The sequence below is a fragment of the Rhodopseudomonas julia genome, from assembly GCF_030813515.1.
GTDB classification, from domain to species: Bacteria; Pseudomonadota; Alphaproteobacteria; order Rhizobiales; family Afifellaceae; genus Afifella; species Afifella julia.
In genome coordinates, this window is the sequence record NZ_JAUSUK010000002.1 from 1,040,437 (window position 1) to 1,054,996 (window position 14,560).

The following is a 14,560-nucleotide window of genomic DNA, read 5'->3' on the forward strand; positions in this document are numbered from 1 at the left end:
CTATTTCCAGAACCAGGGCGGGTAGGCGTCGAGGTCGCCGCGAAGATGCCGCGAGAGCATCTGCGCCTGGATGTACGGGACGAGGCCGAGCGGTGCTTTTTCGCCCAGGAAGGGGTGGAGAAGCTCTTCACGCTTGCGTTCCTGCCAGGCCGTCAGAACGGTGCGGCGAGCCTCGTCACGCATGATCACCGCGCCGCCCTCGCGTGTCTCGAAATCGTCGGCAGCAAGCTGCCTGCGATTGATCAACGACAACGCCAGCCGGTCGGCCAGTACGGGGCGCAACTCCTCCATCAGGTCGAGCGCAAGGCTCGGACGTCCAGGGCGGTCGCGGTGCAAGAAGCCCACGGCTGGATCGAGTCCGACGGCTTCCGCCGCACCACGGCAATCATGCGTCAAAAGCGTGTAGAGGAAGGAGAGGAGCGCGTTGACGGGATCGAGCGGCGGGCGACGCGAACGGCCGCGAAAACGCATGTTACCGTCTTCAACGCGGATCAGATGGTCGAAGACGGTGAAATAGAGCGCTGCGGCCTCGCCTTCGGCGCCGCGCAGCGCTTCTGCGTCACCTCCGCCAAGTTCGACCCGTCGCAAGATCTGAGCAAGTCGCGCGACCGCGCTTTCAAGTGCCTGACGCGCTTCTTCGTTCAGTCCGGTGCTATGGTCGCGCAAACCTCGCATCAAGACAGTGCGTTGGTTCGCGATCTTGCCCAAAAGGAGGGCGCGGACGATGTCGGCAGGCGTCTCGGAGGCGGCGTATTGGGCGCGCCGCAAGAGCACGTTACCGCTCACGGGCCCTTCGATGCGCGCCTGAAAACGGCCGACGCGGTCGAGAAGCACGATCGTCATGCCCTGCGCCGCCGCCGCCCCGATCATCGCGGGCGAGACGGCGATCGGGCCGAAGAGAACGATCGAGGCGAGCATGTGGAAGGGAACGCGCGCCCGCTCAATACCATCGACGGAGACGACAGCGTTCTCTCCGTCCTTGCGCAGCACAGCTCCCTCGGTAGTGACGTACAAGGTGTTGAGGAGCTTCTTCACCCGGTGTCCCCCGGCGTCTCCGCAAGGAGGTCAGCGAGCCTCTGCTGTGTCCAGGCGCCGGCGGAGCGGGCCACCGCCTTCGGACGGCAGAGCTCGGAGAGCGAGCACGCCCGACACCGGCTCTTGTGAGGCGTGGGAGCGGGGGTCACGTGCTTCGAAAAGACGGCGCGGAGTTTGGCGGCGGTCTCTTCGGTCAAAGCGCGCAGGCCGGTGTCGAAAGTGACGGCGACACGTCGACGCGTCTCGCCGTAGAAGAGCGCGCCTTCCGGCACGGGCCGTCCGAACATCTCTTCCAGGCACAAGCCCTGGGCGCAGAGCTGCACCTCGTCGGCACGATGCGGTTTCGGCTTGCCGCGCTTGTATTCGACGGGAAGCGGGATCTCCCGCCCGTCCTCCGTCTTCAGGAATTCCACCATGTCGGCGACGCCAGCGAGGCCGAGACGCGTGCTCGCGATGGGGAGGGAAGAGACCCGGCGCACGCCGCGCACTCGCCGCTGGCCGGGCCGGTCGGTGGCGATGTGGAGGATGTCGCCCTCGACCGTGAAGCGGTTTTCCGCCCACATCCGCTCCAGATGGATGAGCGCCGCCTGGCGCAGGCAGTAGACGGCGTGCTGAAGGGCGGAGAGGGGAATGGGCTCGGCGCCCTCTGCAGGGGCTTCTCTACCGAGAAGATCCGCCGCCGCCATCGCCGTCACAGCCGCTCGATGATCTCCACCCCGTCCGGCAGGTTCTCCCGGTCGATCGTCACGGCATAGTCAGAAAAGGCGCGGGCGGGAGGCGCGTTGTCGAGGCGTTCGCTGCCCGGCTCGTACGTCTCGCCCTTGAAGGCGCGCCAGATCTTGACGCGATCGAAGAGGCTATGGGCGGGCGCATTGCCGAGCGCGGTCGCATGGCGGAAGACGATGAGCTTCCTGGTCGCCATCTCGCCGCGTGCGGCTGAATGGTCATGCTCGAACATGGCTTCCAGCGCTTCCATGAGGAGTGCCAGGTCATCGTCCGAGAAGCCGGTGCGCTCCGCAAGTTTTGCAGAGATGAAGCCATGAGCGCGATAAACGCCATAGGGGACAATGTGCTTGCGGCCCATGGTGCGGTTTTCCGTGCGGGCATTGTCGTCATCGGCCTCGCCTTCGCGGCGTTCTTCTTTTTCTCTGGCGGTGGTCGCGGCCATGCGGGTGATGGAAATCTCCTGCGGAACGATTGGCTCGGCCGATTGGGCAAAGGTCATCTGCACAGGGCCACGCACCTGACCGCAATTGATGCCTGTCGACATGACGGCCCCGAAGGTGCGGACATCGAAGAAATTGTCGCACATGAAGCGGCGCAGCTTGTCGGCTTCCTCGTCACCGTGGGGGTTGAGCTTCGCGCCATCGACCTTTTCGCCCGGCCGAATGGCCTTGTAGGCCTCGCGGTGCTTCTCGTTCAGGATTGCGCCTTCTTGCACGTAGATGGCCCGGCCGCTTTCTCCTCCATGTGCGATCTCTACGTAATTGCGGATCTTGCGCTTCAGGCTGACGTCAGAGACGAGGCCGTGACCCGTTTCCGGATCGAGTCGGGGCAGGTTTCCCGCATCGGGATCGCCGTTCGGATTGCCGTTCTTGACGTCGAAGATCAGAACGAAGTCGTGGCGTTGCGTAAGATCAGGCATCGGTCGAGGTCTCCTCAGAGGGAATTTCTTTGGTCGCGAAAAAGGCGTTGCGTTGATGGTAATAACCGAGACCGAAAAGAGCCTGCTCGGTGGCGGATAGGGTGGCGGGGAAGGGGTCCGAATTCGGATCCATCAGGTCCATGATCCCGCCGATCGTGCGCTCCATATGGATGCGCTGGCCCGGTCGGACCTTGCCAATCTTCGAGAGATGGTTGGCCGAACCTGCCTCCAGGAGTGCGAAGACTTTTCTCGGCTGGGCGGAGGCCGCACCGTAGAATTTGTCCTTGATGGTGGCGTTGACGCCGCGGCCGAGTGCGCCGGTCTGGGCGTGCTCGTAGGCCGCGAAGAGGCGGCCGAGCAGATAGCCTTTGTTGCGATTGTCCGGGTCAAGCGCCACAGGGGCCTCCTTTTCCATGCGAAAGTTGCGAACGAGAACGGCTTTCAGCATCGACGCGCGGCGGGCGTTGATGATCCCGTCGGAGCGAATGCGCATGAGAACCGTATTGAGAAGCGTGAGCGGGTAGGGCGTTCCCGTCAGAATTGAACGCGTCCACTCGCCGGCGAGGTTCGGCGGAACGTTTTCGCGCTTGCCGAGGACCGCCGTTTCGGAAAGATACTGCCAGAGCGCCGGCGTGCCGTGTGGGTCAGGCGGCGCGATGTGCATGTCCGCGCTGTAGCGGCCGTAGTTTTTCGCAAGCTCGCCGAAACTCTCCGCCAGCCAGAAGCGGACAGAAATGCGCGCAGCGTTCGGCGCCAGGCCCAGCACGTAAAAGCGAACGCCATCGCCGAGCTTCGGTTCGACGTCTTTCAGCGCCTGGCCGGCGCGGATTTTCTCAAGCACGATGCCGACCCGCTTTGCCGCGGCTTCCTCCTCCGCGGCCGACGCCTTAGTGTCCGCTCCGCCGACCATCGCTCCGAAGATTTTCTCCGACAGAGCGGCCATTTGCGTGTCGTCTGCTTCCGCCCAGAACACGGTCGACGCGTCACCGATCTGCACGCGGTGTCCGGAATCCTTTTGGAGGAAATGGTTGAGTGCGCCGGCATAAGCTTCGGCGGCGCTTTCCGAGACCGGCGCGTTCTCACCTTGCTCATGGCCGTAGGATTCGAAGGCGTCGAGATTGAAAGACACGATCGAGCCGCCAGAGGATTGTCCGCCCCAAACGCCCTTGATCGCCGGGTGCAACCGCGCGAACGGCGCACGTTTTCCCGAGATGAGGCAGATCTGTCCGCCACCCTCTGTGTCGGCTGTATTCAGAATCTTAAGGGCCGCAGGGCGGTCATGCAGATGAATGTTTTGCAGCCGCTCGTCTTCCAGCGCGAAGACGACGTTCTCGTCCCTTAGATCCTCCGAAAAATGCGCCTCGTACATTTCAGGCTGCCACAGGTCGAGAAAGCGGAGAAAGGCAAGCAAGCCCGGATCGTCTGTCGCGCCAATCAGTTTGCGGTGATGATCGACGAAGGCCTGATGCTCCTGCACCGTGCGCTTGCCAGATCCGGCGGTTACCCCCAGCGCGTAAGACGTCTTGTCCCAGAACGTGTTCGGAAGGATCGCGACCGTCCGCTTCACCGGGGCCGGCACCGACATCTGCCGCGCGACCTTTTTCTTGCCTTGCGCTTCCCTCAGGTCTGAGACGGTCGCGATTGTCCCGTCGGCGTTCAATCCGATAACGAGCCCGATCTTCTGCGTGGCGAAACCAGGCGGTGGTGCGTCGGGAATCCGCTCATAGGCGCGCGCCAGGGATTGAAGGATGGTCATCGCAGGATCTCCGGCGAGCCGAGGGGAGGCACCTTCACGACGCCGTTTTGAAGCATGGCGCGAAAAAACAGCGACGGCCGCCCCTTCGCCTGGTGGTCAATGTCGAAGAGCATGAAACCGAGATCGCGAGGGGTGCCGTAGCCGAGCTCGGCCGTATGTGCGGAGGTGTCGGGTTCGGGGATCGGTTCATCCAGGTCGATCAACCGGAAACGGGCGTCGAACTCCCGCGTGCCGAGGCAGGGCTGGTGGAAACACTGTCCATTGCGCGCCCGGCGATTGAACATGTCGAGATGCTTGCCTTCGTTGTCCTGCGGCCCGGCCTTTTCCGTCATCTCGAAATGCGCGGCGATGACGTAGGCGACGTCGACGAGGATGGTGGAGGCGCGCTGCTGACGGTCTTCGTCGACGAGGAGGGCGAGGCCGGAGAGATCGCCGCGATTCATTGCCGTCTTGGCATTGCGGGCGGAGGCTTTGTGACCCACCTCGTTGCGGCGGATGGAGCGGAAGCGGATCGGCTTCAGCACATGGATCTCGTCGATCACCCAACGGATCGCGGGCTTCCAGTGGATTGCCTCCAGAATGCCGCGCGCTGCCGACGGCGTCATCACGTCATAGGAGACGCGCTCCACCTTCATTTCCGGCCGAGTGAAGCAGGCGAAGGGGCCTGAGACCAAAAGACGGATGCCGTAGGTCATGGTGAATCGCCCCCACCTTTGTTTTCTCGGTTACTGATTATCCCGTCTCTTATGGAGATCGTGCAACTGGGCCGTGTAGCCGCAGAGAAGGTCGTTTTCTAAGCGATGGTGTTTTCGAGCGCCAAGTACTCCGCATTCTACCAGAGCAGACCAACGTCTTCCTCGTAGAGCGTGTCCGTCTTCAGGATCGCGAACTGATCTCCCCGTAAATCCGGATGTGCAAAGGCGATATGTCCGTTTTTCTTGAGGAGTGCCCGCGCCCGGGGTGGGACCGAAACTATGTAGGGCTGCAGCTCACGGGCGATAGCGCCCGAGGGGATGGTCGGAACTCCGAGCTTTGCGATCGCCTGTTGCGCGCGTTTTTCGCCCGCGACGATCACCGGCGCCATGCCGTCTTCGATCATCCTGTAGTGTTCGGCGATGGTGCGATAGGCAATGTCCGGACCGTAGCTCTGCGAGCATTGTGAAAGATCTAGGATCGGCTTGCCGAGGCGTTCCTCGCCGGCCTGCCAGTAGACCTCGTGAAAATAGCGCTCTATGGCCTCCGGCGCGAAATGGTTCTCGAAGAGATCCTTCATCCGCTCCATGCTGCCGATGAGGCTTTTGATTTCGGCGGGCGGCGCATGGTCCGGGTCGGATGGCCTGAAAACTGTGACGACGCTTTCGTCTACTGGTCGCCGCATCTCACGGTTCACCCGCCCCGCGGCCTGGGCGATCTGATCAAGCCCCGCTTCGGCCCGCCAGGCGACGGGAAAATCGACATCGACGCCCGCTTCGATCAGTGACGTGGCGATCAGACGGCAGGGGCGTCCGTCTTTGAGGCGCTTTTTCACGTTAGTGAGGATGCGGCGCCGGTGCGCCGCGTATTGCCGGGTCGTCAGGTGCACGAGCCCGTCCACCTCTTCTGCCTGCGCCGCCCGATAGAGATCGAGGGCATGGCGGCGACTGTTGACGATGACGAGCGCCTGCGGATGCTCCTTGAGAGCTTCCACGAGAGCCTCGTCGCTCATCTCGTCGGCGAAGACGAGACGTCCGCGCTCAAAGGCTTTGTGAAGTCGTGGCGGGTCGGGTGCGAGCTCGCGGCCGTCGAGATCGAGCGCCAGGAGATGATTCGGCTTCAGCGCGTTCAGCTTGCGTGCATCGAAGGCAGGCTGGGTCGCTGTGCACAGAACGATCGAGCAGCCGTAATTGCGGCAGAGCTCGTCGATCGCCCAGACTGTCGGCGCCAAGAGCTTCTTCGGTAAGACTTGTGCTTCGTCGAGCACAACGACGCTGCCGGCGATGTTGTGGAGCTTACGGCAGCGCGAGGTGCGGGCGGCGAACAGGCTCTCGAACAGCTGCACATGCGTTGTGACGATAATGGGTGCGGCCCAGTCTTCCATAGCGAACCGCATCTTGGCCTTCATCGATCGGGTGCTGTCCGCTGCGCCGACGTGACCGGTCTCTTCATCCTCGACGGCAGAATGATGCTCCAGCACAAGATCGTCGCCCAGGATCGCCCGGAAGATCGCGGCCGTCTGGTCGATGATTGAGGTGAAAGGTATGCCGAAGATGATCCGGCGATGACCGTGGTGTTTCGCATGATCGAGCGCAAAGCCGAGCGAAGCGAGCGTCTTGCCGCCGCCGGTCGGCACGTTGAGCGTGAAGAGGCCGGGGGGCATCGCGGCGCGTGCCCGCGCAGTGGCAAGAATTTCGGCCCGCAATCGCCCGATCTCGCTCTGCGGCTCGCCGAAGGCGGCGATCCGTTCCTCGAAGGCCGCCAAAAAGGTGGGCAGGCATTCCGCAAGGCTCGGCCAGTCGCGGTCCTTCGCGACGTCTCCGGTTTTTTGGTAGAAGAGCTCGGTCTCCTTGAAATCGGCGTCGACGAGGCAGGAGAAGAGCATGCGCCCGAGCATGGCGAAGCGAAAGGCGCGGCGAGGCCAGTCGGGGGCCCTCCAGTCGAAGGGCGGCATGAGTTCGGACGGCGTGTCGGGGAGGAGGTCGGCCCAGCCCGGCGCCAAAGCTTCCATGGCAAAACCGTCCAGCCGCTCCTCCAGGGAGCCGGGCTGATGGCTGGCCCGGTCCGGCAGGCCGGCATGGTGGCCGGCGATCGCCTGCGCCATGAGCCACGCGATCCAGTGGTTCGGCGCATGCGCAAAGAGATCGAGAATGGCCTTGGCGCCGGCCGTAGAATGATCGACCTGTTCGCCCGAGCCTTGCAGCCGCGCCTGAAAGATCGGCGAGAATTTCCCCACGTCATGCGCTGCGGCGCTGAAAGCGGCAGCCTCTGCGATCTTCAAGGGCGCGGCGAATTCGCGTGCTCGCCGCTCCACGGCGCTGAGGTGATCGCAGAGAGGCTCCCAGTCGCTGCAATCGGTTGTCTGGGTGGAATGGGCGTAGAATATCATCGTCCGTTACTATCACGGGTTTGCGAAGCAGAAGTAAGTTATGGTCATGCGCCCCGGAGATCTCGGGCACATTGCTTATTCAAGCTAATCTAAAAAATCCAACCTGAAATCGAATATCAAGAGAATTCTCAAATGTTATCGCGATTCACGTGACGTGTGGAAAAGAATAGAGTCGCATGCAGGCGCTTGTTGCCAGAAGCGCAAAGTGTGCCTTCGCCCGCCTGGTTGGAGAGCGCCATGTGGAGGCCGTCCCAGTGGAGACACGTTCATCGGCGAAAACAGCTCTCGTCTTGACTCCCTGACGATCTCTGTCTTGCGTTTTTCCGTCGGCGCATCGGCGACCTGTTTGCCCCAGGTGGGAAAGCGCGGCAGCCTCGGAGAGTGGGCGGGGTGCCACGAAAGAAGAAAAGCGCCAGGCTCTGGCTCCGGCCGGAGCGAGACGACAAGAACGGTGCCCTCACACACGAGAGCGCCTGGGTCATCCTCGACAGTGGCCGACAAATCCGTGCTGGATGCCGCGCTGAGGAGAGTGATCGAGCTCACATCATCCTCGCCGGGTACATCAAAGGGCGAGACGCGGAGAAATTTGTCCCCGGCTCGTCCCGGCGCCCGGCACATCTTGTCACCGTAGCGGAGGTTGTCGCCCGTTACTTCGAAGCGAAGCATGACGCCGTCGCGCGTCCGGCGGAACTGGGCAGTAGGCACGGCGCTTCCTCAAATGGTGGGGAGAGCGCACATGCGAAGACATCACCTCGATCACGTGCCAGCAGTATGTCCGCTCGCGGGCCGGGAAGCCGTGGCGCTCGTGCAAGCCCGAGGCGATGGGCAACCCCGTCCGCCTGACAAGCACCGTCGGCGCACGACGGGAGTTGGAGATGCTCCGCGCAGCGCTCCGGCTGGCGGTCAAAGACCAGATCCTGACTGAACATGTGACGGTTTATCTGCCCCCGAGGAGGGGCAGCGAGAGGACTGGCTGACGGAAGAGGAGGTTGAACTCCTGTGCCGTATCGCCAGAGAAACCCCCGAACGCCAGCGTGGACATCGTGGTGCCCAGACCGGAGAGATCCTCGAAACCGATGAACGCCCGTTGGCACATCGCAGGTTCGAATCCTGCTGCCCCGATCATTAAGTCTCTGATAATCAAGATATTTTGGGTCGGTCACTTCGTCTGACAACGGCGTGCGGAAGGCCTTTATGTTCTACATGTTCTACGCAGTTGGCGTTGAAGCAGCCTACATTGGAACCTTCGCGCAAATCTCCGTCCGTCAGCCCTCAAGCTCAAGGGCCAAGCGCAGTGCCGCACTGCCGCAAGCGATACAGAAGGAGTGCCGCGGCGCATCCGTGAAACGGCGCTCGAGCGCGTTTACGTCGCCGATCTCATCAGCCGGTTCCCGACGGCCTCATCTTTCCATCCGCAGGGCAAGCCAGGAGCTTTTCGCAAAGCGTAAGGCGTGTCCGCCAGATGCGATTCGGAGACCAGCTCGGCCAGAGCATGTGGCCACGCCGGTGGCGAATCGCTCCGGTCAGAGAGGCGGCAGGCCAGCGCCACAGACCGGCGCACAGACAATCTCGTTGTCTCGCGTCGAAATGGAGCCGGTCGCAAGCGCCGCCATCGCCGCCGCACCGCTCGAATCCGCAGCGAGACCGAACTCGAACCAGAGCTGCTTTGCCGCCGCTTCCATGGCGGCATCTTCGATCAACACGACTTCGTCGACGACTTGCCGCGTCAGCGCAAACAGCCGCTCGTCGGTCCGCTGGCATGCCATCGTCGGCACGTTGCTGGTGACTTGATCCAGGGTGACGACATGCCCGGCCTTGAGCGAGGCATGGAGCGTCGGCGATCCGACCGGCTCCACTCCGATGATCCGGATCGAGGGTTTCAGCGCCTTGAGCGCCACGGCGGCCCCGGTGATGAACCCGCCGCCGCCGACGGCAATGACCACCGTCTCGACATCCGGAAGGTCGTCGAAAATCTCCAGGCCGACGGTTCCCTGGCCGGCAACGATCAGGGGGTCGGCGAAGGAGTGGAAGTAAAGCGCGCCGGTCTTCTCGACATAGGCGTGTGCGCCGGCATTGGCCTCGTCGAAATTGGCGCCGCCAATCACCGTCTCGGCGCCCCAGCGGCGCATCTTGTCGACTTTCTCGGCCTGAACGTTTTCCGGCAGGAAGATGGTGGCCGGGACGTTCTTGAGGCTCGCGCTGCGGGCAACGGCGAGGCCGTGATTGCCGCCCGAAGCCGCCACCAGGCCGCGCTCGACATCCTTCGGATCGGAGGCGAGGAGCTTGTTGGCGGCCCCGCGCGCTTTGAACGAGCCGGAAGGCTGAAGACATTCGAGCTTCAGATGGAGGCTGCCCGCGCAGACGGGATTGCGGAACTGCGTGGCAGGCAGAAGCGGCGTGCGCCGGACATAGCCGTCGATCCGTCGGGCTGCGGCGCGAACGTCGTCGAGATCGATCATATGAGATCCTTCTGGTAGGGGGCGGCGACGACAAGACAGCAATTGCCGGGATTGACCCGCCCAGGATGCCGCCGTCCATAGAGAATGCCGTCCTGGCCGTAGGCAAGATCGAGCGGGGTGCGTGTCGGATTGTCGACGAAATGAATGCGTCCCGCCGCCTGGTTCTTTTTCACCCAGGTTCCATTGGCATGGAAGGGCTCGAAGACACCGGCCTCCGGCGCGAAGACGTAACCGCGCTCGCCAGGTATCTCCAGGACGTTCCGTTCTTCCTGCGCTTTGTTTGGCTCTCCGGCGATGACGCCGAGATGGTGTAGCACATTGTGCACGCCGCGTCTGGCAATCGACAGCGCTTCGAGCGAGACGGTGCCCGCGCCGGCCATCTCCGTGCCGACCGTGGTCAGTCCCGCATGGACGGCGGCCGCGGTCGAGGTGCGCTCCTCGCCGAGATTGCTGATGACGACCGTTAGCGGCGCGTCGAAGGCGAGCACGGCCTCGATGTTGCGCTTCAGATGCTCGGGATCCTTTGTGGGCTCGACGATGGCGCTCGGCAGAATGTCGAGCGAAGAACCGCCGGAATGCAGATCGATGAAGGCATCGGCGATCGGATAGAGGCGGTCGCAGACAAAGGCCGAAATCTGCTGCGAGATGGTGCCGGCCGGATCGCCCGGATAGGTGCGGTTGAGGTTGAGCCCATCGACGGGCGAGGTGCGATGCGCAGCCTGTACGGCCGGCAGGTTGAGCGCCGGGACGATGATGACGCGGCCCGAAATGTCCTCCGGCTTCAACTCGCGGAAGAGCTCGCCAAGCACGATCGGTCCCTCGTGCTCGTCACCGTGATTGCCGCCGGTGAGGAGCACCGTTGGGCCATTGCCGTTCTTGATGACCGCGATGGGGATTCGTACCGCCCCCCAGGCGTCGTCATGCGGCGAATGCGGAATGTGAATATGGCCGGTCTGGCGGCCTTCACGCTCGAAATCGATCGTCGCAAAAGCCGTGCTCTTGCGGGGTCTTTTCTCATTGAAATCGGTCAATTGCACTGCCTGCAGCCGAGGGGTTGTCATCCATAACAAAAATGATAACGTTGTCATTACTCCGTGTCCACAACGTCAGACTCGTCATTTGGGGCACGAAGCGTCAGCAGGGGGCGAGCGGGATTTCATGGTTATGGATGCATCGGCAGCTGCGTCTGGCGGCACGAGCGTTGGCAGTTGCGACGGATCTCTGGCCGCCGAGATGGCGCATGATTTTATTGTCGACGACACGCTTCGCGGCATTCCGGCGGGGACGGATCCCTTCCCGGGTGCGGAGATTGCCGCGCGTGCCTGGTCCCCGACGGCGGGCGACCTTGCCTGTCCCGTGCTCACGGTGCAGGAAAGTGCCTATCGCTCGAACCGGGACGCAATTTTCGCCTATGTCCGGGAGGCGGGCGCACTTCTTGCCCCGCATGCCAAGACGCCAATGTCGCCGGCGCTCGCACGCGATCTCGTCGCCCATGGCGCATGGGGGCTTTCCGCCGCCAATCTCCAGCAGGCGAGCGTGCTTCTCAAGGCGGGCGTGACGCGTCTGCTTCTCGCCAACCAGATCGGCGGTGAGGTGAACGGCGAACGTCTTGGGCGCCTGCTTGCACGCTATCCGGAGGCGGAGATCGTGCTTTTTGTCGATTCCCCAACCGCATTGGCAGCGGCCGCGCGCGCAGGCGAGGCGGCCGGACGGTCGCAGCCTGTGATGATCGAGGTGGGGCTCGCGCGTGCCGGCTGCCGGACGGCGGAGGTAGCTCAATGCCTCATCGATATCGCTTGCGATACACCGCAGATCGCGCTTGCCGGTGTGGCCGCCTATGAAGGTGCTGTTGCGAGCGAGGACGAAGCCGTGACGCAGAAGGCTATCGCGGCGCTGAACCGTCTGGCGGCCGATGTGTTTGCCAGCGTGCGCAAGGCCGAACCGAAACGTCGCCTCATCCTCTCGGCCGGTGGCTCGCAGTTCTTCGACCTCGTCGTCGAGAAACTGAAGGCGGTCGCCGACGCCGACGGCAATGCGGATCTGATGCTGCGGAGCGGCGCGATCTTCTTTCACGATCACGGCGTCTACGCCCGCGCTTTTAAGCGGATGGATACCCGTCGCGGCTTTGTGCGCGACGGCGAAATCGTGGCGGCGTCCGACATTTTCAAGCCGGCGATGCGGCTATGGGCCGAAGTGCTTTCGCGGCCTGAGCCCAGTCTCGCGATCTGCGGCCTCGGCATGCGCGATGTGTCTTTCGATCAGGGTTTCCCGATCGCGCTTGCCGCATGGCGGGGAGGGGAGAAGGGCGAGAACCTTCGAGGCGTCGCGGCGATCGAGAAGCTCAACGATCAGCACGGTTTTCTGCGTATCGACGAAGAGGTTTCGCTGTCGGTGGGCGACATCGTCGAATTCGGCATTTCGCATCCCTGCACCTGCTTCGATCGCTGGCGTGCCTTCTTCGTGATCAATGACGCGCATCGCGTCACGTCGGTCCATCAAACCTTCTTCGGCTGAGGTTTCATGCAGAATCTCAATTTTCAGCAGGTCTTGCGATATCGCGAGGAGTTCATCGACGGCCTGCTGGCAACATTGCAGATGACTGGCATTTCCGCCTTTTTCGGGCTTATCATTGGTGTCGTGGGTGCACTCCTCCTCACCCGCGGGCCGAAGCCGCTTCGCATCCTCCTGAAGAGCTACATCGAGATCATCCGCAATACGCCGCCGCTGATCCAGCTCTTCATCATCTTCTTCATCTTTCCGAGCATTGGCGTGCGCCTGTCGCCGTTCCCGGCCGCCTGCGTCGCGCTCAGCATCTACTTCGGCGCTTACGCCATCGAGATCATCCGCTCGGGCCTCAATTCGATCCCGAAGAGCCAGATTGAGGCGGGCGAATGCCTCGGCCTGACGTCCTTTGAGGTGTTCCGCTTCGTCATTCTTCCGCCGGCGCTGCGCAACATCTATCCCTCGCTCACCAGCCAGCTCGTGCTGCTGCTTCTCGGCACGTCGGTTGCCTCGCAGATCGCGGCGACGGAGCTCTTCCACACGGCGACCTTCGTGGAATCGCGCACCTTCCGTTCTTTTGAGGTCTATGCGCTGATTTCCGCAATCTACGTCGTCGTCGTCGTCGCAAGCCGGGTCATGTTCGCCGCCATCGGAGCGTTTGCGTTCCGCTGGCCCGTGCGCCGCTAGGCCTTCCGGAGATACGCCCAAGATGCGCAGCCTTTCGACTGTCGACCTCATTGCCTTTTTGTACGGCTTCCAGTGGACGCTGGTGCTGGTCGTGCTCTCCTTCTTTTTCGGAGGTCTGCTCGGTCTCGTTCTGGCGCTTCTGCGCACGAGCCCGTTCCTGCCGCTCCGGCTGTTTGCCGCGCTCATCCTGCAGGTTGTGCAGGGTGTGCCGCTGCTGGCGCTCCTGATGTTCTTTTACTTCGGCATGCCGGTGTTCCTGGGCGTCGAAGTGCCGTCGCTGGCGGCGGTGACGGTCGCCTTCTCCATCTATTCCGGCGTCTTCCTGGGCGAAATCTGGCGGGGCGGCATCCAGGCGGTCAAATTCACCCAATGGGAGGCGGGCGCCTCGCTCGGGCTCAGCCGCTACGAGCAGTTCCGCTTCATCATCGCGCCGCAGGCTCTGAAGATCTCGCTGCCGGCGACGGTCGGCTTCCTCGTCCAGCTCATCAAGGGCACATCGCTTGCGGCGGTCGTCGGCTTCGTGGAGCTGACGCGGGCCGGCCAGATCGCCGCTGCGGCGACGTTCCAGCAGATCCTCGTCTACTCCATCGTCGCGGCGGTCTATTTCGCGATCTGCTTCCCGCTCACCACCTGGTCCCGTTCACTCGAGGCGCGTCTCAATGGCACTGGTTGAAATCAAGAACGTCCGCAAATCCTTCGGAGATCTGGAGGTACTGAAGGACGTCTCGCTCAATATCGAGGAAGGCGAGATCGTCACGATCATCGGGCGCAGTGGCTCGGGCAAGAGCACCCTCTTGCGTTGCATTAACGCGCTCGAAGCCATTCAGGCCGGCGAGATCCAGGTCGAGGGGCAGAGCGTCTTTCCGAAGATGAATGGCCTCCGCGAACTGCGCCAGAAGGTTGGCATCGTTTTCCAGGCCTTCAATCTGTTTCCGCATCTGACGGTAGAGCGCAATATCACGCTGGCGCCGGTCCGCACGAAAAGGGTCGACAAGGCGGGGGCGCGCGCGCTTGCCGAGAAGGTGCTCACGCAAGTCGGGCTAGCGGAGAAGATCGACGCCTACCCCGAACAGCTTTCGGGCGGCCAGCAGCAGCGCGTGGCGATTGCGCGCTGTCTCGCCATGTCGCCCAATCTCATGCTCTTCGATGAGGTCACGTCGGCGCTCGATCCCGAACTCGTCGGGGAAGTTCTCAAGGTCATGGAGGACATGGCCAGGAGGGGCATGACGATGATCCTGGTCACCCACGAAATGGGCTTTGCCCGCAACGTGGCGACCAAGCTCGTCTTCATGCATCAGGGCAAGGTCTGGGAAGAAGGACCACCCGCGGAATTGTTCGCAAATCCCAAGACGCCGGAGCTCCAGAGCTTCATAGGCTCACACCGTCACTAGAGG

General features: G+C 62.8%; 12 protein-coding genes. 4 read left to right on the plus strand and 8 right to left on the minus strand.

Annotated elements, in window-relative coordinates; genetic code table 11:
* The 8 genes from cas1c to J2R99_RS14225 all read right to left on the minus strand — a co-directional run bounded on the left by cas1c (nt 1) and on the right by J2R99_RS14225 (nt 11,008).
* Nucleotides 1-1,035, minus strand: a complete 1,035-nt coding sequence (cas1c, locus tag J2R99_RS14190) for a type I-C CRISPR-associated endonuclease Cas1c (RefSeq protein WP_307155068.1) — start codon at nt 1,033-1,035, stop codon at nt 1-3.
* Nucleotides 1,032-1,721 carry a CRISPR-associated protein Cas4 gene (gene cas4, locus J2R99_RS14195; protein ID WP_307155722.1) on the minus strand — a complete coding sequence of 230 codons (690 nt, stop codon included), beginning with the start codon at nt 1,719-1,721 and terminating at the stop codon, nt 1,032-1,034. The genes cas1c and cas4 overlap by 4 nt, the downstream gene beginning before the upstream one ends.
* A gap of 5 nt (nt 1,722-1,726) precedes the next feature.
* Nucleotides 1,727-2,680: a type I-C CRISPR-associated protein Cas7/Csd2 gene (gene cas7c, locus J2R99_RS14200; RefSeq protein ID WP_307155069.1), complete on the minus strand. Its 954-nt coding sequence runs from the start codon at nt 2,678-2,680 to the stop codon at nt 1,727-1,729.
* On the minus strand, nt 2,673-4,436 hold the full coding sequence (gene cas8c / locus J2R99_RS14205) for a type I-C CRISPR-associated protein Cas8c/Csd1 (RefSeq protein ID WP_307155070.1): 1,764 nt from the start codon (nt 4,434-4,436) through the stop codon (nt 2,673-2,675). The genes cas7c and cas8c overlap by 8 nt, the downstream gene beginning before the upstream one ends.
* Complete coding sequence (cas5c, locus tag J2R99_RS14210) at nt 4,433-5,131, minus strand: type I-C CRISPR-associated protein Cas5c (protein ID WP_307155071.1); 699 nt, start codon at nt 5,129-5,131, stop codon at nt 4,433-4,435. The genes cas8c and cas5c overlap by 4 nt, the downstream gene beginning before the upstream one ends.
* Nucleotides 5,132-5,268: 137 nt before the next feature.
* On the minus strand, nt 5,269-7,518 hold the full coding sequence (gene cas3 / locus J2R99_RS14215; protein WP_307155072.1) for a CRISPR-associated helicase Cas3': 2,250 nt from the start codon (nt 7,516-7,518) through the stop codon (nt 5,269-5,271).
* A 1,523-nt stretch (nt 7,519-9,041) separates the two neighbouring features.
* The gene (locus tag J2R99_RS14220; RefSeq protein ID WP_307155073.1) at nt 9,042-9,977 is read right to left on the minus strand and encodes a threonine ammonia-lyase; all 936 of its coding nucleotides are present in this window, start codon (nt 9,975-9,977) and stop codon (nt 9,042-9,044) included.
* The gene (locus J2R99_RS14225; RefSeq protein WP_307155074.1) at nt 9,974-11,008 is read right to left on the minus strand and encodes a succinylglutamate desuccinylase/aspartoacylase family protein; all 1,035 of its coding nucleotides are present in this window, start codon (nt 11,006-11,008) and stop codon (nt 9,974-9,976) included. Before J2R99_RS14225 ends, J2R99_RS14220 begins: the two co-directional genes overlap by 4 nt.
* A 127-nt stretch (nt 11,009-11,135) precedes the next feature.
* On the opposite strand from J2R99_RS14225, the gene J2R99_RS14230 reads away from it, so the two are divergent.
* Genes J2R99_RS14230 through J2R99_RS14245 form a run of 4 tightly spaced genes read left to right on the plus strand, consistent with a single transcriptional unit; the run spans nt 11,136 to nt 14,557 of the window.
* On the plus strand, nt 11,136-12,491 hold the full coding sequence (locus tag J2R99_RS14230; protein ID WP_307155075.1) for an alanine racemase: 1,356 nt from the start codon (nt 11,136-11,138) through the stop codon (nt 12,489-12,491).
* Between the two features lie 6 nt (nt 12,492-12,497).
* Nucleotides 12,498-13,166: an amino acid ABC transporter permease gene (locus J2R99_RS14235; protein ID WP_307155076.1), complete on the plus strand. Its 669-nt coding sequence runs from the start codon at nt 12,498-12,500 to the stop codon at nt 13,164-13,166.
* A 22-nt stretch (nt 13,167-13,188) separates the two neighbouring features.
* On the plus strand, nt 13,189-13,839 hold the full coding sequence (locus J2R99_RS14240) for an amino acid ABC transporter permease (RefSeq protein WP_307155077.1): 651 nt from the start codon (nt 13,189-13,191) through the stop codon (nt 13,837-13,839).
* Nucleotides 13,826-14,557 (plus strand): amino acid ABC transporter ATP-binding protein, encoded by a 732-nt coding sequence (locus J2R99_RS14245; protein WP_307155078.1) that lies wholly within the window; start codon nt 13,826-13,828, stop codon nt 14,555-14,557. The genes J2R99_RS14240 and J2R99_RS14245 overlap by 14 nt, the downstream gene beginning before the upstream one ends.
* Nucleotides 14,558-14,560: the final 3 nt, after the last annotated feature.